Raw genomic sequence first — 25,532 nt, 5'->3', positions numbered from 1 at the left:
GTCGACCGCAAGGATAACTTGGAGCATGAGCACTCGTACAGTTGTGAAACGAAAACAACCTGCCGTCCGGCGCATGACGGCGGATTTCACTTTCTCCGAAGCGGATGTACGCAATGTGTCTGCGGACTTGAACGAGCCGGATTGGTTGGCCGAGAAACGCGTGATGGCATGGAAGCGCTTCAAGGACATGCCGCTGCCGACTTTGAAAGACGAGCCCTGGCGACGTACGGATATCCGCTCGATACCGGCCGATACATTTGAATTGAAACCTGCGGAAGACGTCGAGGTGAACCCAGCATTGCTGGAATCCCTCGCCGCCGACCAACATGGTTCGCTGCTGGTCGTCAGACCGGGACATTCACCTCAGTGGGAACACGATGCGGAGGTGGACAAACAAGGCGTGATTTTTACCGATTGGGCGACGGCGGTCGGCGAACATGCGTCGATCCTGGAAAAGTATCTGGGGACGATCGTCGCCGCAGATGAAGGCAAGTTTTCGGCGCTGGCGGCATCGCTGGCGAGAGACGGCGTGCTGCTTTATGTTCCCAAGGACGTGCATCTCGAACAGCCTCTACACGCAGTAATCTGGCCTGCGGGAGTCGAGACGGCGTTTTTCAGTCGTCTGATGATCGTGCTAGAGCAGGGGGCGTCGGCGACGTTCGTACACGAACTGGCCTCACCTACACGGCAGGATGGCGAAGCGATGCACGCCGGCATCGTAGAGATTTCTATCGGAAAAGGCGCGGAGTTGACGTTCGTCGAAGTCCAGAATCTGGGAAAAAATGTCTGGAATTTTTCCCACGAACGTGCAAAAATAAAGGCTGACGGAAACTTGAACTGGATCTACGCTGGCGTGGGCAGCCATCTGACGAAAAATTTCAGCGACATCGATCTTCTGGGAGAGGGTGCCGAAGTACGCATGTCCGCTTTCTATTTTGCGAACGGCGAGCAGCATCTGGATCACGACACCCAGCAGAATCACCTGGCTCCCCACACGACCAGTGATCTGCTCTTCAAAGGGGCGCTTTTGGATCACAGCCGTTCCGTCTGGCAGGGCATGATCTACGTCGCGCCGGGCGCGCAAATCACGGACGGCTACCAGGCGAACCGCAACTTGTTGTTGAGTGAAAATGCACGTGCGGATTCGATTCCCGGGCTGGAGATTCTGGCGGACGATGTACGCTGTACCCATGGGGCAACCGTTGGACAGCTCGAAGCTGAACCGATCTTCTATCTCATGTCCCGCGGACTTCCGCGGGACATGGCGGAGCGATTGGTCATCGACGGCTTTTTCGCGCCCATAATGGAGCGTATTCCATTCGAGCGCGTTCGCCAACGGTTTAAAAGGATGATCGACGAGAAACTAAACGGTGATTCGTTGCTTGCATGAACAAGCAGCTCAGCTCGATGTAAAGGCGGGGTATTCAAGTGACGAAAAAGACAATGAATCCTTTAATAGATGGGCAGATTGCCCAGGAACAGTACCAGGTTGGAGATCGTGTCGAGGTGTTCTGCGATCACGACCGCGAGGGGCGCCGCGTGCGAGATTGGATGGAAGGCGTCGTGGTACAGGCCGAAGAGAAACGCGTTGCGGTTCAATTTGCCGAGGACGTCTACCTGACCGACGGCTGGATGGTTCCGGATCGCGTCCTGTGGTGTCCACAGGGAAGCGATAAGATCCGTTCGGCGACGAAACGACGCTCGAGTAAGCGCTCCAAGTCGAAGAAGAAGTAAGTATCTGCAGACAAGGATTTGAATCGTGCACTCTCAGGTGAAGCTCTTCGACGTCGAACGAATTCGTGAACAATTTCCGGTGCTCTCGCGGGAAGTCTATCCCGGCACGAGGCTGGTTTATCTCGATTCGGCGGCGACCTCACAAAAACCCAGGTCGGTGATCGAATCTTTGGTGGATTTTTACGAGCATCACAATTCAAACATCCACCGCGGCATTCATAAATTGGCGGAAGAAGCTACCCAGGCGCACGAAGGAGCCCGCAAGCGTATCGCAGATTTTATCGGCGCCCGTACCGCGCGCGAAGTGGTTTTCACGCGCAATGCGACCGAATCCATCAATTTACTGGCCAACGCTTGGGGAAGAGCAAATCTGAAAGCCGGCGATCTCGTGCTGCTCACGGAAATGGAGCACCATTCGAATCTCGTGCCCTGGTATTTGTTGGCCGAGGAAATCGGTTTGCGCCTGGAATTCGTGCCCGTGACCGACCAGGGAAAATTGGATCTCGATGCGTACCGAACGCTGCTGGAAGAAGAACCGCGTTTGGTCGCTTTCGTACACGTTTCCAATATGCTGGGTACGATCAATCCCGTGGCGCAGATGACGGGTATGGCGCATGAAGCGGGCGCTTTGGTGTTGGTCGACGGTGCGCAGTCCGTCCCTCACCTTGCTGTCGATGTAAGCGAATTAGATGTCGATTTTTATGCATTCTCCGGCCATAAGATGTGCGGCCCGACGGGAATAGGGGTCTTTTATGGGCGAGAAGCGCTTTTAGAAGCGATGCCGCCGTTCATGGGCGGTGGCGACATGATAAAACGGGTCAGTTTTGATGGCTTCACACCGAACGACATCCCCTGGAAATTCGAAGCGGGAACCCCGGCGATCGCGCAGGCAATCGGGCTGGGTGCTGCGGTTGATTTCTTGAACGACGTGGGCATCGAAGATATTCATACGCATGAGCGAGTCCTGACAGGTTATGCCCTGGACCGCCTCAGCGAAGTCCCCGGTGTGACGATCTACGGACCCGAACTCGACGCGCGTGGAGGTGTCGTCTCCTATACCATGGCAGGCATTCATCCCCATGACGTCGCCCAGATATTGGACCATGATGGAATCGCAGTGCGGGCCGGCCATCATTGCACCATGCCGCTTCACGAACGTTTCAAGATCCCTGCTTCCGTGCGTGCATCTTTCTACCTGTACAATACGATGGAGGAGATCGATCGGCTGATCGAAGGGTTGCACAAAGTCATCAAGGTTTTCGACATCTGATCCATAGGTCCGAGCGCTTTGGCATCTCGCGGGCGGATAAATCACGAATAGGAAATTATGCGTTATCATTAACGCCAAACCATGGAAGATCTTTACCGGGAACAAATCATCGACCGCTATAAAAACCCTCGCATGCGGGGATCCCTCGACCCGCATGATTTTTCGTATGAGGACGACAACCCGCTCTGCGGCGATCGAATTCGCATCGACCTGCGTGTGGATGGTGAGGATCGTGTGACGGAGGCGGCGTTCAGCGGCACGGGCTGCGCCATATCGATCGCCTCGGCGGATTTACTCGTTGAATCGATCATAGGCAAGAAGCTCGATGAAATCCGAAAGCTCACCAAACAGGACGTACTCGATATGCTGGGCATCGAAGTGGGGCCGATTCGCTTGAAGTGCGCTTTGCTTTCCCTGAAAGTGTTGAAGGCGAGCGTTTACGGGTTGGATACGATCGAGGACGAGATCACGTTGGAGTAGCCGTTGACGTTCAATTACCGCGAACTTCCTGACGAGAAACTCGAATTCGTGGCCGTTGCGGAAGTGACAGATCTGGCAGACGGCGAGCGAATATTCCTGGAAATCGATGGCGCACCGATCGCGGTTTTCAACATTGCCGGGCGCTACTTTGCAATCGACGACGTCTGTTCGCACGATAATGGACCGGTCGCGGAAGGCGATCTCGTCGATCATTCGATCGAATGTCCACGGCATGGAGCCCGCTTCGATCTGGAGAGTGGAAAGGCACTCTCCATGCCGGCCGTCGTAGACATCGCTGCCTATCCCGTGCGCGTGGAAGGAAAGCAGATTCTGGTCGGGCTGCCCGTGGCGTGAGCCTCTATAGAACTTGGAATCGACCAAGTGGGATTTATCTCATCCTGTCGGGCATACGTTGGAAGTAAGCCGATAAATATGACGAAACGCCCCTGACATCGGGGTGTTTTTGTATTATGATTACAAATTGTGTGAGTGGCGCCGTGGCCGCGCAAGCAGCGGACGCGGCGCGGATACTGTCCCCTCGATGATACGAATACTCCATTCGGAGTTTGGAGGACTTAAATGGCTAAAAAATGGGTTTTTATGTTCGACGAAGTTGATCAGGCCGAGAAGAAGGCCGGCTCCTGGGAAGGCGTACGTGCGTTACTGGGGGGAAAAGGCGCCAACCTGGGTGATATGACGCGCATCGGCGCCCCCGTGCCGCCCGGTTTTACGGTGACGACCGAAGCTTGCAACGCCTATCTCAAAGCAGGAAACAAATTTCCTGAAGGGCTGTGGGATCAAGTACTTGAAGCAATGAAGGAAGTTGAGAAGAAGACGGGAAAGAAGTTCGGCGATCCCAAGAACCCGCTCCTGGTTTCCAGCCGCTCCGGCGCCAAGTTCTCGATGCCGGGTATGATGGATACCGTGCTCAACATCGGCCTCAACGACGAAACGGCCGCTGGAATGATCGAGTTGACCAAAGACCCTCGCTTTGTCTACGACTCGTATCGACGGCTGGTGCAGATGTTCGGCACCGTGGTGATGGGTGTCTCGGACGAACCTTTCGAAGAGGTCATCACCGAGTACCGCAAGAAACGTGGTGTGGAAACCGACGCTGAGCTTTCCGCGGAAGACTGGAAAGAGATCACCGAAAAGTTCAAGAAAATCGTCAAAGAGAACACCGGCAAGGAATTCCCGACGGATCCGTACGAGCAACTGCGCATGGCGACCGAAGCAGTATTCGCTTCCTGGAACGGGAAACGAGCCGTGGATTATCGTAACGGCGCCGGCATTTCCCACGATCTGGGAACGGGCGTAAATATTCAGACCATGGTCTTCGGGAACATGGGGGACGACTCGGGAACCGGGGTGGCCACGACGCGCAACATCACCGTGGGGACGAAAGACGTCGAAGGCGACTTCCTCATCAATGCCCAGGGAGAAGACGTGGTTGCGGGTATCCGCCAGACACTCGAGATCGAAGAGCTGAAGAAGAAGATGCCCAAGATTTACGAACAATTCGAAGACATCCTCCAGAACCTCGAAAATCATTACCATGAGGTGCAGGACGTCGAATTCACCATCGAGCACGGCAAGTTGTGGATGCTGCAGACGCGCGACAGTAAGCGTACCGCACAGGCTGCAGTTCGCATCGCCGTAGATCTGACGGACGAAGGGTTGATCTCCAAGGAAGAAGCGGTGAAACGCATTTCGCCCGATCAGGTGGACTTCTTCCTTCACCCCCAGTTCGACCCCAAGGCTAAAAAAGCAGCCGCCGCAGCCGGGAAGAAAATCGCCGAGGGCTTGAATGTCTCCCCCGGTGCAGCAGTAGGGCAGATTGCTTTCGACGCCGACACGGCAGAAAAGTGGGCCAAGGAAGACGGCCTCGAAGTCATCATGGTGCGCCCCGAAACCAAGCCCGATGACGTACACGGCATGTTGGCGGCGAACGGCATCCTCACCAGCCGAGGCGGCCGCACGAGCCACGCTGCGCTGGTCGCACGCCAATTCGGCAAGCCGGCAGTCGTTGGCTGTTCGGCATTGGAGCTCGACCTTTTTGAACGGCAGATGACCGTCGATGGAAAGGTAATTAAAGAAGGTGATTGGGTATCGATCGACGGTACGCTCGGTGAGGTGTACCTCGGCCAGCTGGATACCGTCGTTCCTGACATCAATGATCCCTATCTGATCAAGCTGCTCTCCTGGGCGGACGACATTCGTCGGCTTGGCGTTTATGCCAACTCGGACTATCCACGAGACGCACAACGCGCTCGGGATTATGGCGCGCAGGGTATCGGTCTGTGCCGCACGGAGCACATGTTCTTTGAAACGGAACGATTGCCATTCGTGCAGCAGATGATTTTGGCCAAGACGGATAAAGAACGCGAGGACGCGTTGACGAAATTGCTGCCGTTCCAGCGTTCTGATTTCGAGGGCTTGTTCCGTGTGATGGACGGCCTGCCGGTCATCATCCGCCTGATCGATCCACCGCTCCACGAATTCCTTCCAAGTCACGATGAACTCCTCGTGGAAGTCACAGAATTGAGGATCAAAGGCGGCGACAAGAAAGAACTGGCCAAGAAAGAGGAGATGCTGGAGGCCGTCGAATCGATGCGAGAAGCCAACCCGATGTTGGGGTTGCGCGGCGTCCGCCTCGGGATCCACATGCCGGGTGTGACCAAGATGCAGGTACGCGCGATCTTCGAGGCGGCCTGTCTGGTAACCAAGGACGGCGTCGAAGTCCATCCCGAGGTGATGATCCCGCTGACCAGCCACGTGAACGAGTTGAAGGTCCAGCAGGCTACACTGGAAGAAGTAGCCAAGGCCGTGATGGAAGAGCAGGGCTGCGAAGTGCATTACATGTTTGGCACGATGATCGAAATCCCTCGCGCCGCACTTACGGCGGGACAGATTGCCGAGTATGCGCAATTCTTCTCCTTCGGCACGAACGATCTCACCCAAACGACCTTCGGCATCAGCCGCGACGATGCAGAGGCGGGTTTCCTCATTGAGTACATCGACAAAGGCATTCTGCCATCCAACCCGTTCCAGACGATCGATCGCGATGGAGTGGGCCGATTGATGCGAATCGCAACCACGGAAGGCCGCGAGACTCGGCCCGAATTGGAAGTGGGCATCTGCGGCGAACACGGTGGAGATCCTGATTCGATCCGTCAGTGTCATGAGTACGGATTGAACTACGTGAGTTGCTCGCCGTTCCGCGTGCCGATTGCACGACTGGCTGCGGCCCATGCGGCTTTGGAGCAAGCGTAAACCTGTCAGGTAATTCGAATCGACCAAACGAAGGGTGCATCCTCTTGGGATGTGCCCTTTGTATTTTGTCGTGAAATCGAAAATAGTCGCAGCCCCTGGTTTCGTGTACAATGACGAGACGATCGAATGGTGCACGTCGAACAACGAGCCAGGCATGTAGGAGAGTTTTGTGAACGCGGAAATCGAACGCGAACAAAGAAGAGAAGATGTCACGTTGAGCCGTGACCTCAATTTGTTCACCGTTACCATGATTGGTGTCGGTGGCATGGTGGGTGCGGGGATCTTCGTTCTCACGGGAATCGCCGCGGGTATTGCCGGCCCCGCTTTGATCCTGGTCTTCCTGCTCAATGGTCTCGTAACTTCGTTTACGGCGATGTCCTATGCCGAGCTTGGTTCTGCATTTCCCGGTGCCGGCGGCGGCTATCAATGGATCAGGGAGGCGCTCGGAGGGACGTTGGGGTTCTTGTCCGGCTGGATGAGCTGGTTTGCCCAGACCGTTGCCGGCAGCTTGTATGCACTGGCTTTTGGTCGTTTCGCAGCCGAATTGGTATTCCTCTTCAATATACCGGTTGTGGGGTTGTCTGTAGAGCAGTTGAGCCGGATTTTCATGACGCTCATCATCTTCATATTCATCGCTACCAATTACCGGGGTGCATCAGAAACCGCCGCAGTCGGTAATTTTCTTACGGTGACCAAAATCGCCATTCTTGGCTGTCTAGTGTTCTTCGGCATCATTGCCATGATGCGGACGGATTCCTGGTACACGCGCTTCACCGCAGATTTCTTCCCGAACGGTTTCTTCAGTGTATTCGTGGCGATGGGGTTGACCTTTATCGCCTTTGAGGGCTACGAGATTATCGCTCAATCGGGAGAGGAAGTCATCGATCCGAATCGCAACATTCCGCGGGCAGTTTTCTATTCCATCGGAATCGCGGTCCTGATTTATGTTCTTGTAGGTTTCGTGGTGATCGGTGCCGTCCAACCACCGAATGGTCAGGCGGGTTACGCCTACCTCGGCCAGCAGGGTGAAGTCGCCGTGATTCAAGTCGCTCAGCAGGTATTCCCATTTGGCATTGGCGGGTTGATCCTGCTCTTGAGCGGCCTGGCGTCCACGACGTCAGCTTTGAACGCCACGACCTACGCTTCATCTCGGGTGTCTTTTGCCATGGGCCGCGACCACAACCTGCCGTCGTTTTTTGCCAAGATCCACCCGCAGCGTCACACGCCGTATTTGGCCGTGCTGGCCACCGGCGGCTTGATGGTCATCATGGCCTGGACTCTCCCCATCCAGGATGTCGCCTCAGCGGCGAGTATCATGTTCTTGCTGCTTTTTTTGATGGTAAATCTCGCTGTACTGTTCTTGCGCTTGCAGCAGCCCGAACTCAAGCGAGGTTTTATGGTGCCCTGGTTTCCGGTGCTGCCAATGCTCGCGATTCTCTCCAATGCGGTTCTGGCGCTGTATGTTTTCCAATTTAGTTCTATCGCCTGGTATGCGACCATCATCTGGGTGGTGATTGGCCTGCTCGCCTACGCATTTTATTTCTCGCGCGTCGAGGAGATGGAAAGGCCCAAAGAAATTTTACTCGAAGAGGTTTTGGTCAGCCGGGATTACTCTGTCCTGGTCCCTGTGTCCACGAAGGAGGAGGCGCGGGTTCTGGGCGCTATAGGCGCGATTCTCGCACAGCAGCGGCAGGGTGAAGTCCTGGCGTTGAACGTGGCCAAAGTACCACCGCAGCTCACGCTGGGAGACGGGCGCTTCTTGCTCCGCGAAGGCCGCGTGTACCTGGAAGAAGTGATAGAGCAAGCACGCAGCTACGAAGTTCCCGTACACACCATCATCCGCCTCGGACGAAATGTGTCGGCGGCAATACGACAGACGGCGATGGAAAACGCTTCAGACCTTATCGTCTTGGGGTGGCCCGGATACACTCATACATCCGGCAAGGTTTTCGGATCGGTGATCGATCCCATCGTGGATAATCCGCCCACGGACGTTGTCGTCGTTCGTTACCGGCAATGGCGTCCTTTGAAGAAAATACTCGTGCCGGTCTCCGGAGGACCTAACAGCCGGCGTGCGGTCAAATTGGCGGTGGACATGGCGTCGGCGGAGAAGCCGGAACCCGCATTGGTCACTGCGCTGCACATCGTTCCCTTCCATGCCAAAGAGCATAGTCACGTGCGCGGCTCCCGTGCGCTGGAAGACAGCGTCGACGGGATCGACTTCGGAAACCTGGAATCGCGTGTCGTGCAAGGCGCAGATCTTGGGACGACCATCCTGGAGCAGGCGGAGGGCTACGACTTGATCGTCCTGGCGGCGAGCGACGAGCCGGTGTTCAAGAATCTATTGGTCGGCACGATGACGGAACGTGTCGCCCGCCAGGCCAAAGTGACGGTGATGATGGTAAAAAGGCGCAGTACGCCGCTTCACAGCTTCGTGCGTCAGGCGCTGCTAGAGCCTACCGTTCCGAAACCGTTGGATTGATTCTAATAGATTTTCCATTCGAAACCCCAAGCTCCCCTCAAAGGGGAGCTTGGGGTTAACTGTCACGATGCCTTACGGAATCGGCACGGATGGGGGTTTATCCGGACGATAAGCATCACCACCGCAACTCCAATTCCAATCGGCGATGACGATGTTCTCGACGCTGCCGTTTGACGGTACGGTTACGGTTTTCAGCGCTTTCCCGCAGGAAGGGTTGCTGCCGGTGTATCCGCCGGTAACGTATGGAACGCCACCGACGCCCTTGGCGTAGGCCACGACGTGATAATTCCCTGGTGGAACCGTCATCCGGTAATACGGGTGAGTCGGTGTGCTGTGGATCCACCACCAGGTGTTGTCATCCAGGTTGAAGAACATGACCACGACGGGTGATTCGCCGCCCGTGTAGGAGTCCTTGAGATACGGAGGTGCGGACGACATGTCGACCATTCCCGATATCGTACCCGGCGTGCCGCTCGAAGTGCCGGCGCTTGATGTGGTCGCCGTAGCGACGACGACCGGAACGGGCCGTTCAGCATCGGGATCTCGTTGGATATAAGGGCTGATCCAAATTGGATTGTAAAGTTCCCGATCCCCTGATGTGCGCACCACGAGGACAAATTCCACCGTTTGACCGGTCAGCGAGCTGAGATCGATTACGACCTCGGTGTACGCACCGCTGGCGGCGTCGTGATCTGAGATCGGTCGTGGTCCGAGATCAGGTGAAAGGTCGTGGAAAGTGCCGTTGGCGTCGAAGTAGCTGAGACCGAAATCGACGTTGCAAGCGATAGCGGAAGGTTTACATGCCAGAACAGCGTGAAACGTATCGCCTTGCCATACCTCAACGGCCGGATAATGGCCGAAAATACCCGCGAGTCTATCGTACGCCGGGATGGTAATAAGAGAAGGCGACTCGACCAGAATGTTGCCTGAAATGATCGTATGATCCAGTCGTTGGACATAACCGGCGCCCGTGTCGTTGGGGTCCCCGGGACAAGGCAAGTATTCACCGTTGTTCGACCATTCGGCGGTACACACCGCAGCGACGAAATCGAGCACGATGGTCGACGAATCCGGCATCTCGACCTCGAGCACCTGTGGTGTCGCGGTGCTTGTAGGTTCCGGAGTGACCGTTTCAGTGGGCGGCGGAGGGATCGCAATCGTCGGGGAAGGTGATACGTTTACCGGTGCATTGCAGGCAGCCAGTACGAAAATCGCGGCGAAGTCGAGCAGGATACGTTTCAAGTTAAACTCCTTGTTGTTGCATCGTTGTCGATCCGGATCGAATGTAGATCGACCGGTGCCTACTCTATCGCGCGAGGCGGTCGCTGTCAATCTGCGGAATCTGCCCGTAAAACTGCGGATAGCCATATTATTAAGTCAATTGTATCCTTAGCATATTCCCGGAATGCAGTAATCTTGTGGGTTAATCTTAACCTGGTCTCACTGAGATTGGATATTAACACTTTCAGCCAATCGATTATAAATAATAGATGGGAGCCGTAAGACGTCATTGAAAGTCATACAGAAGTAGGAACATGCCGCTAATCCAACATTGTGGGATTTGGTATCCCATCAAGGAGTAGCATGTGTCCCTATCGGATCTGAGGGCGACATGGGTTTGGAAGGCGAATGGCTGTCCGGACGTTCGCTTTACAATGTGTACATCCGCTTGATCCAAGTGATGAAATTGGGTATGCATCTAATCGAAGTGGCAGTTGATGATGAAATCGAGACCTGTTGTGATGCGGATCACATGTTCGTTTCAGATACGGGAAGCGGTACGCTAATCGAAAAACATTCGATTCTATGTGGTGGTGTCTAGATGATCACTATCCGACGAGCCCTACCCCAGGATGCGGAAGTTCTAACTGAATTCGCCTCCAGGACCTATGCACAGACATTCGGAGAGTTCACTGACCCCCGCGATCTAGAGGAATTCCTGTCTACACGGTACAGTATTCGCCAGCAGCGAGCAGAAATAACGAACAGCGAAATCCGGACGTTGATCGTTGAACTCGACGGTCAAATGATCGGCTACGCTCAGATCAGGCGAGGAGATGCACCAGCATGTGTGTCTGGCGAGTCTCCGATAGAACTCTGGCGCTTCTATATCGACAAACCATGGCAAGGCAAGGGGGCTGCACAGGATTTGATGAAAGCAGCGAAAGCATCTGCGATTGAACTGGATGGCCGGACTCTCTGGCTTGGGGTTTGGGAGGAAAACGGCCGTGCGATTGCTTTTTACACGCAGCAAGGTTTTCGTATCACAGGAACGAAAGACTTCTGGGTCGGAAAAGACCGTCAAAAGGATCGGGTGATGGTTTGCAGACTGGCAAGCAACTAATGGGGTCCGACAGCGAATAACTTCGTTCGGTAAGCAGTAGACCGATCAGCGGATACTTAGAGGGGAGATGATGTTCGTCAGCTTGCGGAACAAATGGCGCAGCGTGACGCTGATCCCGATCCAGCCAATTTTCAAATGGGTGGCGATACTCCGTCTTTCGTTGTACACCTCGCGTAGGACGTAATTATCCCTTTCGATCAAGTCCAATACACCTTCGAAACGTGCACAATACCAATAGCCGACAATTTTACAACGCAGTACATCCAGACGGTCCAGATATTTTTTACCTTCAATAAACAACCGTCGGGCCAATTCCACTCGATCCTTTACCCACGCTCGAAATGCTTGAGTCGTATAGTCATAGGGATCAATATTGTGTGCCTGAAGATATTCCATCGGGATATTGACAAATCCATCTGCGATGTCCAGGAGCATATCCCGCAGAAGGTGAGTGATGTGTGCCGCGGTGGCGGCCAGATATTGTTCGTTTGTTTTGGAATAAGGATGACCGTGCCCGATAAAATATTGGATGCCATCGGTGACAGATATTCCCAACCTTTCTGTATACCAGGCAAGTTCGTTTCGTTTGATCAGGCGTCCCTTGCGGTGGGCATCGAAATCGATGATCGCCAGCATGTTGCGTACGAATGATGCCAATCCTTCGTCTTTCGACGAACGGTGTCGAATGAGGTTGGCGATTATCGTTTCTTCTTCTGAAAAGTCTTCGAACGTCTCGCCATTAAAAAGTCCTTCGATGATTATTTTCTGGCGTTCCATGAAGGCGATGCGTTCTTGATCGGAGCGAGAATAAACGTCGATCACATCATCGACCCAGCGAAAATACGCATACGCACTGAGGAAGTCGTCCACGAGTTCCCTGTCCACCATTAAACGTGCGGTGACGTACGTTTGTTTGCTTCCGTTTCGGGTGATCGAACGAGCGAGTTCTGCGGTTTTCATGATCCTGCTAAATCCTATGTCGCGCTATTATATCAAGTTCGACGATTCGCAATAGTCACGTACAATCAGGTTTTCGAGGAAAAGTGTAACGTTGAAATGGGATCGCATGTCTGCTTCGGAAGATCATTTATAATGGGTTGATTTCTGTGCGTATTTAAGTCATGCGAAATCTCAAAGCTGCCCGGACCGAGACCACCAGGCTGTTACTGAAGGCGATCTGCGGCTGACAAGGAGAGATGTGGCTGATGCTGACGCCTCGACAATTGAAGATGTTGTACGAACAGGGAAAGAACATCAGTGAAATATTGCGTGAAGAATTGGAAGTCGACCACAACACGGATGAAATTATCGAAATTTCATATGATTTACAAACAGGGAGCTACACGGATGCACAGAAGGATGGTGATGTCGCACTACGCAAGCGGAATTATTGTGCCGAAATCGTCAAAACGATCCAATCTTTATGCAGGCCCAAATCGATTTTAGAATCGGGTGTGGGGGAGGGCACGACGTATTCCGGTGTTCTGCTCGGCTTAGAAAGGACGATACCAAGTTACGCCTTTGACTTGAGCTGGTCGCGGGTAGCGTATGCACGAAGATGGCTTAAAGATGCTGGAATCGGGAATGCGACCCTGTGTACAGGTAGTTTGCTCCACCTGCCGTATGCGGACAATTCGATCGATGTCGTTTATACATCTCATTCGATCGAACCCAATGGGGGGTATGAGGAGATCATCCTCAAGGAGCTGCATCGGGTTGCGATGCGGTACATCATACTGCTGGAGCCCGGATACGAATTGTCCAGCGACGAAGCCAGGCGGCGCATGGATTCACACGGCTATTGCAAGAATTTGCCAGGCACATCCGAATCGCTCGGATACGAGGTCATCGAGCACAAGCTATTTCCGGTCACCTCTAATCCGTTGAACCCGACGGCCCTCACGATTATCAAGAAGGACGAACGAACGTCGTCCTCGAACCACATCCTGGCATGCCCGAAGTACAAGACGCGGTTAGAAGAGGTCGGTGGAATGCTGTTCAGTCCGGAGGCGTTGGTAGTTTATCCGATCATCGGCGGCATTCCCTGCCTGCGCATCGAAAATGGTGTGTTTGCCAGTAAATATCTCGAGATCACGCAGGTGTGAGCGCTACGACTTGCCGGAGAGGGTGTTTCGTTTGATTTGGTAGGAACGACCTTACGCAACGGAGGATGAAAGTGAAACGAACGATTCTTATATGCATATTGGCATGGACACTGGTTTCAGGCTGCTCGCTGCTGCAAGGAGAGGACGTCGTCAAACGGGAGGGGGAACCCGATGTATACCGCATCGCTTCTGAAGATGAGGACATGAACGCGGCCATCGAGCAAGCTCAGGCGACTCTGGATGCGTTTGTTGAGTTCCTCAATTCTCCGAAACCTGGACAAACTCATTTTTCGATCAAGGCGAAGTTCGCGACGACGGATGAACCTGCTTCCTTCGAACACATCTGGTTGTATGATGTAGAGTACGATGGGGAGCAATTCTCAGGACGAATCGGAAATCAGCCGCTGGACGCCACGTACCTGAACCTCGATGAAAAAGTGAAGGTCCCTCGTGAAGACGTCTCGGATTGGATGATCATCGAGGACGGCGTTTTGCTCGGCGGATACACTTTGCGTGTGCTGGTGGATCGCATGAGTGCGGAGGAAAAGGAGACTTTCCTGGAAAGTATTGATTTTGAGATTCCGGACGAAGAGTAGATTGCGTGTAGCCAGTATATCGATGTAGATCGTAGCAAATAAACAGCCAGTAGGGGAAAAATCGTATGGTCTCTTCATCATTGTTGGAACTGCTGAAATCCAGACTTGGCGATAAGTTTGAAAACTATCAGATTCCACCGCCTGTATTTGTAGACATGCAGGGTGAATTCGTGCATTTCGATGCTACAGAAGGCTGCCTGGTAACCTGTTTCCCGGTTCTCGAACGCTACTGCAATCCTTACGGCACGATGCAGGGAGGTATGCTGGCGGCTGCCATCGACAACACGCTCGGCCCGCTGAGTATGCTGGTTGCCCCACCAAACGTCACACGCAGTTTAGAAATTACCTACAATCGATCCGTTTCACCTGCGATGGGTCATATCACCATCGAAGCGCAATTCGTCGAAGCAGATGAAAAGAAGCTGTATTTTACGGCGCGGGTTCGTGATCTTGAGGGGAGTCTGCTGGCACGTGCGCGTGCGACCCATTGGATCGTCGCTTAAGGCAACGAACTGCCGTGAGGCTATGGCCGCTGCGTTGGCGGAAAGATGCCACAGGCGTACCGGTCCTTCTCAGGAACCCCCGAAGTGGTTCTTCACCCTCAATTCGTGATCGATTACCGTATTTGCCGGCGGCACCCCCTGGCAATTTTACACTGATCATATTTCCAGAAGACGTTTGGACGAAATCGGGGTTAAACCGATCAGATCGGTGTAATGCGGTACTCGCGGTCGATTTCGGTGTTTACAGGTTATATATTGGGTTTGACGACGCCAAATTCGCCGAGAAAGGTAAAGAATGACATGGTTGAATTAATACATCCGTATCAAAGAGGTTTGTATTTCGATGAATTTGAAATAGGTCAGGAAATTCAAAGTGTAGCTCGAACGGTCACAGAAGCAGACGTGGTGGGATTTGCGAGTGTGACCGGGGATTGGACGAGAATACATACGGATGCGATTTTCGCCTCGCAGCATCCGCTCGGTCAGCGGGTGGCGCATGGATTACTCGGACTATCCATCGCCGTGTCCCTCGCCACCCGCACGGGATTCATCGAGGGAACGGTGCTGGCATTTCGTGAAATCGAAGACTGGAAATTCCGATTGCCGATCTACCTCGGGGATACCATTTCGATGCGCGCCAAAGTGACCGACACCAAATTCGTGCGTCAGTTGGGAGGAGGGTTGGTCTATTTCAAAGTGGATCTGTTGAACCAGGCAAATCGCGTCGTGCAGCAAGGTAAATGGGCCTTACTGGTGATGAGTAAGCAGGAGAGCATTCTTGAATGATAGAAATCGTAGAGGCGAAGCAGGCAAGCGACGAGCTTTGTGCAGCTTTCCGTTCTCTCATTCCGCAGCTTACCACAACGTCCGAAGTGCCTGCTCGTGATGAACTTCAAGCCATCATCGAGGCGGAAGCAACGAAAGTACTTCTGGCGATCGATGATTCTCGAACTACCCGGAGTATCGTTGGCGTTTTGACCCTGGTCCTCTATCGCATTCCCACAAGGAAGGTGGCGCGCATCGAAGACCTGGTTGTCGATCACGATGTGCGCAGACAGGGAATAGCGGAACTGCTCTTGCGGCATGCGTTGGGACTCGCAAAGGAGGCGGGAACAAAGTCCGTCGATCTCACCTCCAATCCTGACCGCGTTGCGGCCATCCGATTGTATTCCAAGCTGGGCTTCGTGAAGTGGAACACAAACCTGTTTCGCTATTCATTTCGCACGACCCAACAGGGTTCGTGATACACTGCGCAAGTTGGTCTGCACGAGAGAGATTACGAAAATCGAGAGCGGTATCCGCTCTCGATTCTTATGCATGGGTAAGCTGATAAGTGATCCCTGCCGTTTTTATGGTCAGGCTACTTTCCTTTTCGATTCTTCTTTGCCATCCTCCCCGGTGAAACTTGTGGGGACGATACCGTTCTTCATTGCTTCCTCAAACGATATCGTTGTGTGTGACTTTTTTACTTCCATCTCATCGGATGGTGAATCCTGGCAGTCCTTTGATAACATCTCTTCCAACTCATCGGATATCGAATTCCGAAGTTGGGCAAGGATTTCCGTTTGATCTTCTGAGATATCCAGGCCCATCATGATGTCGAGTAATTCTGCAATCGTTCGTTTTGCGCTGAACCACACCATTCCGATTGGTGTTTGTGCACGATCGCGCTCAAATACAATGACCAGGAATAAATCCTTGCACAAACTTGTTGAGAATGTGTTCCACTTCGAGCCTTCGTTGTACATCAGGTTAAAAACACAATCTTCCGACATGTTGCGAGCCAGCTCGAAAAACGATGCGTGTCCTGCGCCGATAAGTGCCGTAGTGATGGGGACATCGAATTCTTCTACGTACCCCGAATAGGTTATTGGTTGTCCCTCTGCGTTCGATAGGATAATACAGTGTGCGGATATCTCTTGCCGAAGAGCATCCAATTTGAGGGTGATATTTTGGATTTTTCCCCGGACGTCACCCCCAATGGGTTCACGGGCTTCTCTGCTCGAGCTGAGTACTTCCCGAGTGGCGTCGATCAAATCATCGATGTCGATCGGTTTCGCCATATAGCGGGCAACGTTTAGCTGTTTGGCTTTGGCTTTTACATCTTCAGAGCCGTATGCGGTCATGAGAATCATGCGGGTATTGATGCCGTTAGAACGAATTTTTTCCATCAACTCGAGGCCATCAACCTGTGGCATACGGAGGTCGGTAATCACCAATTCATAAACGACCTTCTGGATTTTATTCCAGGCAATGGAACCGTTGTCGGCTGTGTCGACAACGTATCCCTCGCCGAGGCTCTGAAGTGTATCGGCGATCGCAGTACTAAATGTCAATTCGTCATCGACCACCAATACGCGTGGAGGTTGGTCCTGGCGTTCACCCATAGTATTACCCTCCATTATCTACAGGGCGAAAATCGCACATGAGTTCTTATCATCGTATCAAATGTTCGACCCTGTTTCGACTTTCAATTACCTTACAGTCTATCCAATCGTGGGAGGCGACGTATTAGCGAAACGAGCGATGGAACCCTGTTTGAAATCGGATCTTCATTTCGGATTTCGCCGTAAGAGGGCATCGAATTTAAACCGGCAACATCGCGGCTAGCGAGGAACGATCATACCGGGATCAGGCGTTGATGATTTTTTGGATCGAGTCGGCGAGCGTTTTCTTATCGACAGGTTTTTGTACCCACGAAACGAAATTGCTCTCAAGCAGCTTTCGTGTTCCTTCATCCAACGGATAGCCGGTGATCAGCAGCATTTTGATTCCAGGTTGTTTTTCATTCAAGGTGCGGAAAAGCGTGGGTCCACTCAGTCCCGGCATTATGACATCGCTCAGCACGAGGTCCACTTTTTCGCAATTGTTATCAAAGTGGCGAAGCGCCTCGTTTCCATCCGAAGCCGTGATTACTCGATAATTCAACGACTCCAAAACGCGGCTCAGTGCATCGCGTACTTCAGATTCATCTTCGACCAGCAGAAGTGTTTCTAGATTTCCTTCCAGTGCATCGAAATCGTCGGAATCGAGAATGAGGGAAGCCTGTGTGTTCAAAACGGGCAGGTAGATTGTGAAAATCGTTCCTGTGCCCAGGCTGCTTTCTACGTCGATATATCCGTCGTGCTGTTTTATGATGCCGTACACTTGCGAGAGGCCAAGCCCGGTGCCCTGGCCGACGGGTTTGGTCGTAAAGAAGGGCTCGAAGATATGCGGCAGGACATCGGATGGGATGCCAATTCCGTTGTCGATGATTCGCAGGCGCAGCCAGGCTCCGGGATTCATGTCGCGATAGGGGGGTCTCCTGTTTGGTTGAACGGTCAGCGTCGAAATCTCGAAAATCAACTTTCCGCCATCACGCATGGCATCTCTGGCGTTGATCGCCAGATTGATCAGTACTTGTTGAAGTCGACCGGGGTCCGCACGAATCACGATCTGTTCCTCGCAAGGTTTGTGAACGACGTGTATATTTTCAGGAAGCATTCGGTTGATGAGGGTGATGAAATCCTCAAAGAAGTCACGCAGGCTGATTTCCACGGGAGACATGACTCCTTTACGGCTGAAATCCAGGAACTGCTGCGTTACAGAAGAGGCTCGTTGTGAGAGGTTAAGAATGGTTTTTACCCATTCCTGTGCTTCTGCCCGCAGCGTGGGCTCTTCCAGCAGCATTTCACTATACAGTGTGACGGGAACCAGGATGTTGTTGAAGTCGTGTGCAATTCCCGCAGCCATTTGACCCACCGCAGCAAGGCGTTCTTGCAGGTAGACTCGTCTCTGAGTTTCACGCTCCTGGGTAACGTCTCGAATGACTAGAACCCATCCTTCGGATTGGACTCCGGTATCCAACGGGCGTGCGATGACTTCGAAAATTTGATTCCCTATTCCAATCTGTTGCCAGGGGTCTTGACTGGGCGCGTCGAAAATTTGCTGTATCGATACATCCCCGAGATGTGTCAGCGTATCGCCCAACTGCGCATTGGCCAATGTGCCTAAGTCATTCTTTCCCGCAGGATTGGCAAGTATCACGTGACCGTTCTGGTCGAGAAGCAGGACACCTTCCGGTACAGTGTCGATGATTTGTTGAACCTGACGCACCTGTTCTTGGATCCGTTCCAAAAGCCGCAGCCGCTGTGCTGTTGTACCCAATTGCTTTCCGACGGCTTCGGCCAACGCGATCTCCTCTTCCGACCACGTACGCGGACTCTGGGCGGTGAGACTGATGCCCCCGATCCGACGGTTTTCCTCGGCCACAATCGGTACGGTCAGTGAGGAACGCATACCATGCTGGATCAGAAGATCGGGGAAGGGTAAAGGTGGATTCCCCGACTTGGCCGCCGCTTGCCAGTCTTCGACAACCAGAGTCCCAGGAATCTCCAATTCGCGGCTGGCCCGCATGGCTTCGGTGATACGCTCCTGTGTGTCGGAAGACATTCCCTGCATTGCCACATATGGATGGATCCAGATACTTCCGGTTTCTAGGCCGAGGGCGTGAAGTGCATGTTCCAAGGCGATTTTAAGAAGCTGGGGAAGGTCGGTTGCCGCATTAGCAGCGGCGATGATCGTATTCAACGCCTCAAAGTGGGTTGCACGGCGTGTAATTTCTCTTTCTGCTTCTTTACGCTTGTCGATGTCTCTTGAGATGCCCAAAGTACCGGCCATATTGCCATCTTTGTCGAGTAACGGTAGTTTGGTCGTCGAAACCCAGGCCTCTCGACCATCGCGCCAAATTTCCCGCTCTTCCTTTCCCGAAATTGTTTCGCCGGTTTCGATCATTCGCTTTTCGTCCTCAAAAGCAACTTTTGCATGATCCTCGGCGAAAAAATCAAAGTCTGTCTTTCCAATCGCCTGATCCGGATCGGACAATCCGAATTTTTCCGCGAGCGCCGCGTTGATTTTGATAAACCGACTGTCGAGGTCTTTGAAGTAAATATAATCCGGAGAGTAGTCCATGAGAGAACGCAGGAGATGCTGTTCCCGAGACAACGCTTCTTTGGCTTGCTTTCTTTCAACGATCTCTTGCTGCAATTCTGCGGTTCTCTCTACGACTTGTTTCTCGATCGCTGAATAGGCATTCCTGAGTGCCTCTTCCTCCTTTTCTCGGTCCTGAAGCAGCAGAGCCGCCTCAATGGCGCTGCTGATTTGTTCCTGGAGGATGTCGCACACACGTCCTTCCGGAGGATCGACTTCGAATAAAGCTGTGCCTAATTGCTTCCTTCCGCGAAACAGTGCTTCGACGACGAACGAAAAACGATTTTTCCTTGAAGCGAGTTTCACATGGTTTAGAAGATCAGTCGTGGGGAACGTATTTGGTTCCTTTGGTTTTGCGCGACCCTTTCCATCGAACGCCAGGATCATTTGCGACAGGTCTTTATTGACTCGAAATTCGCCATCTGCGAGATCCGCGATCCGTTCGTATAGGGAAATGTAGCAGCTTCTTATGCCCAATCGGGGCAATCCGAGAAACAGGGCGTTCGCCAACTCATCGAGGTCAAAAGCCGAGTACAATGCTTTTGTGATTTCACGAAATTCCACGTACTGTCGTTCGGCAAGCATCTTCTGATACAGTTCGGCTTGTTGAAGCTTCTCGCTGATCAGCACACGGGCTTGCCCACAGAGATCTTCCGAACGCATCAAAGTCGACTCGTCGCTGAATTGGCTGCGCGCATAGCGACGCAGCGATGACACCGCATTTTGCCAGATGCCGATTTCACCATCTTCTGCGATTGTTTCCTTAATGAGTCGGTCGAGGGACTGCAGGAACTCTCCTGTGGCGCCATCCTTGATCTCGGTGAGGAAATAATTGAATAGTGCTTCCAGGTTTTCATCCCCAGAGCCTTCGATAGCAACATTTGCAATTTCAACAAGCTCCAAAACCGTGCTGTCGCGTTGAGTGTTCGATTTTCTCGTAACTTCCTTCTCGAGGTGGTGTATTGCAGCTGCGCGTTTGACCGCCGGGGATGAACACCCACACGATTCGCGGATGAAGAGCGTGGTTGGAATGATCACGCGCTCGGGCACTTCTACGCCCTGAAGCATTTGAAGTGCCATGTTTACCGCTCTTCGACACTGTTCCCGAAAAGGTTGATGCACCGTCGTGAGAGGCGGCAGTGCGGCTTTGGCTGTAATTTGATCGTCGAAACCTACGACGGCGACGTCCTCCGGGACGGCTTGGCCATATTCCTTCAAGGTCCATATCGCATCGAGCGACATGCTGTCGTTGGCGCCTACCACAGCATCGAAGCGTTGGCTGCGCTCATCGATGAACATGCGGATGGCGTTTCCACCCGTGTATCCGTCCCATACGCCTGGTGGTGAAATCAGATTGGGATCGATTTCAATCCCCGTCTCTTGCAGGACGTCTTTATACGCTTTGAGCCGTTCTTCCGCGCCAATCTGCGCTTCCGGACCTCGAATGAAGGCAATGCGCCGGAAATTGTGGTCTTGAACCAGATGAAGGATCATGTTGCGCATACCGATGTAATCGTCGGTCGTAACGGTGGGTATTCCGGCGACCTCATGACCGATGTTGACCATAGGTTTCGAATCGAACTGCTTGCAGAATTCGATGTAGGTTTCTTGTGGAACGTAGTTGCTGATCGAAGCGCCCCACATCACCAGGGCGTCGATGATGTCGTCATTTCCTATTTTGAAAATATCGTTGTACGGAGATGGATTTTCACCCGCATTCTCCAATTCACCCCCTGCGATACAAATGACGTTTGCGTTTTGTTCCTGAGCAGCTTCTGCGACGGATGTCCACATCACCAGACGAAGCGGCTCAGCTACGCCAGACGTCAAGAAACCTATGGTGGGTCGTTTTCGAGATGCACTCACGGTTACATTCTCTTGATTCTTATATTTCTTTACTTATGCAGCAGAAATCGCCATACTCCGCAAGGGAGGTTGTATTGTCAGTTGTTGGCGATTGACCGATGTCCCTTGGCTAGAGGACTTCTATCAGTGAACCCGCCTCATTCCTCATCTAGTGCTTCACGGATCACTTCGGCCAGGATGTCCACATCGTAAGGCTTATGGATCACGGAAGCCACTCCGGCTTGTCGCAGATGATCCAGGTCTTCGGCGATGATGTGGCCCGTAACCGCAACCGCCTTAACGTTGGAACCCAATTGACGCAGTTCATCCAGCAAGACTGCCCCTCCGATCTCCGGCATTACGACGTCGGTAAAGAGTAGATCAATATCACCATTGGTTTTGAAGACTTCCAACGCCTCCCTGCCGTTCGATGCAGAAAGAACATGGTACCCAAGGTCTTCCAGTATCTGTTGACCAACCTCGCGCATCTTTTCGTTGTCCTCCACCAGGAGGATGGTTTCCCCTTTCCCCTTTGGGATGGATGAAAACACACCGTCCTGCGAGGATAGATTATTTTCAAGTGTACACAGCGGCAAGTAGACGTAAAATTTCGTGCCCTTACCGATCTCTGTGTCCACACTTACCTGTCCATTATGTTGTTTTACGATGCCATATACCTGCGCCAATCCCAATCCGGTTCCCTTGCCGGTGGCTTTGGTCGTAAAGAAAGGTTCAAATATGTGCGGAAGCACTTCTTGTGGAATGCCGGTGCCGGTATCGGAAACGGAAATGCGCAGCCAGTTTCCCGGCGTCATGCCCACGGCCGGTGGATCTTCACCTTCTTCGACCTGCAGGCTGGACAACTTGATCCACAGCGTCCCGCCTTTCGGCATTGCGTCACGTGCATTGACCACCAGATTCATGAGAACTTGTTGAATGCGAGTAGGGTCACAATCGACGATGTATTCTTCCGGGTCGGTCTCCAGAGAGAGCGAGATGCTTTCCGGGATTGTGCGTTTCAGAACCCGCACTGTTTCTTTCACAAACGGACCCAGATCCACAGGGCTTGTTTCGATAGGCGATCGACGACTGAAATCCAAGATTTGCTGTACCAGGTTGGCGGCGTGTTTCGATTCTTTGAGGATCGTTTCCAGCGATTTCTTGATGTCCGCATTCACTTCATGTTTACGCAGAGGTCTCTGGGCGTAAAGCATGATCGTGGTCAACATGTTGTTGAAATCGTGCGCGATCCCGCCGGCCATCTGCCCAACGGCAGCTAGTCGCTCTTGCTGATGAATGCGTTTTTGCGTTTCACGATCTTTGGTCACATCTCGCAGTACCAGAACCCAACCCTCGGATTCGGTCCCCTTTTCCAATTTTTTCGCGATGGCTTCAAAAAACCGCTCACCGCACGAAATCCGGCACCAGGGATTCTTCGGATCACGATCCAATACGTCTCCGACAGGGCGATTGCCGAGCTGTGAGAGAGTATCACCAATTCCCTTATCGGCGAGAAGTTCGAGATCTCGTTCTCCTGCCGGATTGGCAAGCAGGATCAACCCATCGTTATCGAGCAGAATAACTCCTTCGGGAACGGTGTCGATAATCTGTTGTACCCGGCGCATTTGTTCCCGAATACGTTCCAGCAGACGCAGGCGCTCGGTAGCCGTTCCCAGTTGTTGACCGACGGCGATCACGAGATCGATTTCATCTTTCGACCATGAGCGTGGCTGCATGGCCGAGAGAATCAATCCGCCGATGAAGGTCCCATTCTCGGCCATGATGGGCGCGACGAGTGATGCGCCGACGCCCTGACGAGTCATGATGTGGGATATCGGTGCGAGGGTCTCGTTCTCGGATTCTCGTGACCAATCCTCAATGGCGATCGGGTTCGTAATTTGTACTTCTTCGTGGGTCAGGATGTCGCGTGTGATGCTGTCGACGATTCCTTCCGGAATGCCGCGCGTGACAATGTTGGGTGGGATCCAGATGCTCCCGATCTCCAGATCGATGGCTTGGAGTGTATGGTCGAGGGCGGTTTCCAGTAACTGTCTGAGATCTGCCTCGGTCGCTGCGGCAGAGATGATCGTATTCAACGCTTCAACCTGGACTGAACGGCGGCGGATTACCTCATCCGCTTCCTTAAGTTCCTGAAATGCATTTGCGCCTTGGATTGCTGCACTGATCTGCGTTGCCAGCGTTTCGCACATTTCCGTATCGAGGTTGTACATGCCAAGAACCAAGTACCCAAAGATTTTGTCGCGGAAATAGAGGGAGTTGACCACGAGTTCTTGTCTCCGGTCGACTTCTAAGAATCCTTCTGGAAATAGATCGACGGCCGGGTACGGCTGGTTGGCTTCATCGGCTGTATCGATTCTTCCTTCCGTGTTGTAAGAAAGCATGAATCTGGCTTTTTTCCTGCAATCTTCTGGGTCATCGAAAAGGGAAATTACACAAGTATGAATCCCGATATCTGGAAAACGATCCCAGATCGTCTCCATCAAACTCGACATGTCGTATGTGGTCAACAGCGCCTGGTTCGTGTAGCGCAAAGGCTCAGCGAGGTGCTCCTCTTGCAGCTTTGTATAAGAAATGGATAAGGACCCAATCCTTCCTAACAGCATATTCGTCCGCCGCCAGAGGTCCGCCATCCGTCGAGAGGATTCAACATCCTTGACGAGCGAAGCAGTAAGCTGATTGAGACTCGACATCGCATATTGCCATTGATATGAGTCGGCCCCATGCATCAAACCGTGACGTAAAATCTTCTCGAGCAAGATTATGAATTCATCGGGATCACTCTGATTGGTTAGTGCCTTGAAGAGGGTGTCAACCAAATCCGTCGTGTTTCTGGTGATCAGATCTTCTTGTGAATAGGGCGGGTTATATGCTTCGACGACCTTTCTCACAACATAATCTCGCTGTGCAGCAAGATCGTCGGAACTTAGCGTAAACCCTTCTTCGAGAAGGGAGGTGTCGGATTTAGGTTCCGGCTCACAGGCACAACTCAGGCGTTGAACCAGAGTCGTGGGCATCATTTCTCGATTCGGTACTTCCCCACCTTCCAATATTGTGATGAGGAATTCAACAGCGCGTTTTCCGATCTCGTACATCGGCTGCCTCACCGTGGTCAGTGGAGGATTGGAAATGTTTGCATCGATGACATCGTCGTAGCCGATTACGGCGACGTCATCCGGCACGTCTATGCCGTGTGCTTGTATAACTTCCATGGCTGCAAGCGCCATGCTGTCATTTGCGCCAACCAGCGCGTCAAAATCCACCTTGCGCTCATCCAAAAGGATGCGCGCTGCCTCCTTTCCAGAACCCCGGTAAAAATCTCCCTGGGTGACCAGGCTGGAATCCTCTGGAATGCCGTACTTTTCAAGTGTGTTCAGGTATGCTTGATACCGCCTTTGCGCTTCGGCGCTTCCATCCGGCCCGCGAATGAAAGCGATTTTCCGTCGATCATGTCTTTTAATTAGATGCGTGATGGCTTCTTGCATCCCCGTGGTATCGTCAGCTAACAGACTGGGAACTCCCGTGACTTCGAAGCCAATGCTGACGGTCGGAAGTGGAAGATATCGACGGCAAAATGTCGATAACTCTTCAAAATTGACGTATTGACCGATAACGCCTGCCCCAATAATCAGTCCATCGACATGTTTTTCTGGAATTAATTCATAAATTACGTTGCGTTGGTATTCGTATTCGTCGAAATTCATCGTGGCATTCAAACAGCCACCGGTGTAGCAGATCACATTCAAATCATGGTTGTGCGAGGCCTCGATAATGCCTCGCCATACTTGTGACTGGTATCCGCTGGTGCCGAGAATTCGATCGACGAGAAATGCAATTGTTGGACGCGCGCCTACATTTTGGGGATAGTGCGTATAGTTGAGATTTCCATTTGGTATTGGCATCGATACACTTTC

Annotated in this window: 19 protein-coding genes; 14 read left to right on the top strand and 5 right to left on the bottom strand. The window is 52.7% G+C overall.

Going from position 1 to position 25,532, the window contains the following annotated elements; genetic code table 11:
- Positions 1 to 25: 25 nt before the first annotated feature.
- The 7 genes from sufD to P8Z34_01380 all read left to right on the top strand — a co-directional run bounded on the left by sufD (position 26) and on the right by P8Z34_01380 (position 9,239).
- Entirely contained in the window at positions 26 to 1,390 is a 1,365-nt protein-coding gene (gene sufD / locus P8Z34_01410; GenBank protein ID MEJ2549321.1) for a Fe-S cluster assembly protein SufD, read from the top strand.
- Positions 1,391 to 1,443: 53 nt separating this feature from the next.
- The gene (locus tag P8Z34_01405) at positions 1,444 to 1,734 is read left to right on the top strand and encodes a hypothetical protein (protein ID MEJ2549320.1); all 291 of its coding nucleotides are present in this window, start codon (positions 1,444 to 1,446) and stop codon (positions 1,732 to 1,734) included.
- Between the two features lie 25 nt (positions 1,735 to 1,759).
- On the top strand, positions 1,760 to 3,004 hold the full coding sequence (locus tag P8Z34_01400; protein MEJ2549319.1) for a cysteine desulfurase: 1,245 nt from the start codon (positions 1,760 to 1,762) through the stop codon (positions 3,002 to 3,004).
- Between the two features lie 81 nt (positions 3,005 to 3,085).
- Complete coding sequence (locus P8Z34_01395) at positions 3,086 to 3,484, top strand: SUF system NifU family Fe-S cluster assembly protein (GenBank protein ID MEJ2549318.1); 399 nt, start codon at positions 3,086 to 3,088, stop codon at positions 3,482 to 3,484.
- A 3-nt stretch (positions 3,485 to 3,487) separates the two neighbouring features.
- Positions 3,488 to 3,838 (top strand): non-heme iron oxygenase ferredoxin subunit, encoded by a 351-nt coding sequence (locus P8Z34_01390; protein MEJ2549317.1) that lies wholly within the window; start codon positions 3,488 to 3,490, stop codon positions 3,836 to 3,838.
- 225 nt (positions 3,839 to 4,063) lie between these two features.
- Entirely contained in the window at positions 4,064 to 6,757 is a 2,694-nt protein-coding gene (gene ppdK / locus P8Z34_01385) for a pyruvate, phosphate dikinase (protein ID MEJ2549316.1), read from the top strand.
- A gap of 169 nt (positions 6,758 to 6,926) precedes the next feature.
- Positions 6,927 to 9,239, top strand: coding sequence for an amino acid permease (locus P8Z34_01380; protein ID MEJ2549315.1), 2,313 nt, complete (start codon positions 6,927 to 6,929; stop codon positions 9,237 to 9,239).
- A gap of 72 nt (positions 9,240 to 9,311) precedes the next feature.
- Here the strand turns inward: P8Z34_01380 and P8Z34_01375 are convergent, their stop codons facing one another.
- Complete coding sequence (locus P8Z34_01375; protein MEJ2549314.1) at positions 9,312 to 10,481, bottom strand: hypothetical protein; 1,170 nt, start codon at positions 10,479 to 10,481, stop codon at positions 9,312 to 9,314.
- Positions 10,482 to 10,851: 370 nt separating this feature from the next.
- Between P8Z34_01375 and P8Z34_01370 the strand changes: the two genes are divergently transcribed.
- Together P8Z34_01370 and P8Z34_01365 are read left to right on the top strand one after the other, a co-directional pair.
- Positions 10,852 to 11,061, top strand: coding sequence for a hypothetical protein (locus P8Z34_01370; protein MEJ2549313.1), 210 nt, complete (start codon positions 10,852 to 10,854; stop codon positions 11,059 to 11,061).
- Positions 11,062 to 11,583 carry a GNAT family N-acetyltransferase gene (locus tag P8Z34_01365; GenBank protein ID MEJ2549312.1) on the top strand — a complete coding sequence of 174 codons (522 nt, stop codon included), beginning with the start codon at positions 11,062 to 11,064 and terminating at the stop codon, positions 11,581 to 11,583. It abuts the gene before it with no gap.
- A gap of 45 nt (positions 11,584 to 11,628) precedes the next feature.
- On the opposite strand, the gene P8Z34_01360 is transcribed toward P8Z34_01365, so the two are convergent.
- Positions 11,629 to 12,543: a squalene/phytoene synthase family protein gene (locus P8Z34_01360; protein MEJ2549311.1), complete on the bottom strand. Its 915-nt coding sequence runs from the start codon at positions 12,541 to 12,543 to the stop codon at positions 11,629 to 11,631.
- Positions 12,544 to 12,788: 245 nt separating this feature from the next.
- On the opposite strand from P8Z34_01360, the gene P8Z34_01355 reads away from it, so the two are divergent.
- The 5 genes from P8Z34_01355 (at position 12,789) to P8Z34_01335 (ending at position 16,031) form a co-directional block, all read left to right on the top strand.
- On the top strand, positions 12,789 to 13,688 hold the full coding sequence (locus P8Z34_01355) for a methyltransferase domain-containing protein (protein MEJ2549310.1): 900 nt from the start codon (positions 12,789 to 12,791) through the stop codon (positions 13,686 to 13,688).
- Positions 13,689 to 13,759: 71 nt separating this feature from the next.
- Positions 13,760 to 14,284 carry a DUF2314 domain-containing protein gene (locus P8Z34_01350; GenBank protein ID MEJ2549309.1) on the top strand — a complete coding sequence of 175 codons (525 nt, stop codon included), beginning with the start codon at positions 13,760 to 13,762 and terminating at the stop codon, positions 14,282 to 14,284.
- Between the two features lie 65 nt (positions 14,285 to 14,349).
- Complete coding sequence (locus P8Z34_01345; protein ID MEJ2549308.1) at positions 14,350 to 14,787, top strand: PaaI family thioesterase; 438 nt, start codon at positions 14,350 to 14,352, stop codon at positions 14,785 to 14,787.
- 300 nt (positions 14,788 to 15,087) lie between these two features.
- Complete coding sequence (locus P8Z34_01340) at positions 15,088 to 15,573, top strand: MaoC/PaaZ C-terminal domain-containing protein (protein MEJ2549307.1); 486 nt, start codon at positions 15,088 to 15,090, stop codon at positions 15,571 to 15,573.
- Positions 15,570 to 16,031, top strand: a complete 462-nt coding sequence (locus P8Z34_01335) for a GNAT family N-acetyltransferase (protein ID MEJ2549306.1) — start codon at positions 15,570 to 15,572, stop codon at positions 16,029 to 16,031. Before P8Z34_01340 ends, P8Z34_01335 begins: the two co-directional genes overlap by 4 nt.
- Before the next feature lie 111 nt (positions 16,032 to 16,142).
- On the opposite strand, the gene P8Z34_01330 is transcribed toward P8Z34_01335, so the two are convergent.
- The 3 genes from P8Z34_01330 to P8Z34_01320 form a co-directional block, all read right to left on the bottom strand.
- Positions 16,143 to 17,138, bottom strand: coding sequence for a response regulator (locus P8Z34_01330; protein ID MEJ2549305.1), 996 nt, complete (start codon positions 17,136 to 17,138; stop codon positions 16,143 to 16,145).
- 280 nt (positions 17,139 to 17,418) lie between these two features.
- Positions 17,419 to 21,621 (bottom strand): substrate-binding domain-containing protein, encoded by a 4,203-nt coding sequence (locus tag P8Z34_01325; protein MEJ2549304.1) that lies wholly within the window; start codon positions 21,619 to 21,621, stop codon positions 17,419 to 17,421.
- Between the two features lie 137 nt (positions 21,622 to 21,758).
- Entirely contained in the window at positions 21,759 to 25,520 is a 3,762-nt protein-coding gene (locus tag P8Z34_01320; protein ID MEJ2549303.1) for a substrate-binding domain-containing protein, read from the bottom strand.
- Between the last annotated feature and the right edge of the window lie 12 nt (positions 25,521 to 25,532).

The sequence above is a fragment of the Anaerolineales bacterium genome, assembly GCA_037382465.1.
Taxonomy (GTDB): domain Bacteria; phylum Chloroflexota; class Anaerolineae; order Anaerolineales; family E44-bin32; genus WVZH01.
Note: the sequence above shows the minus strand (reverse complement) of the source record. Positions and strands in the feature narration are given on the sequence as shown.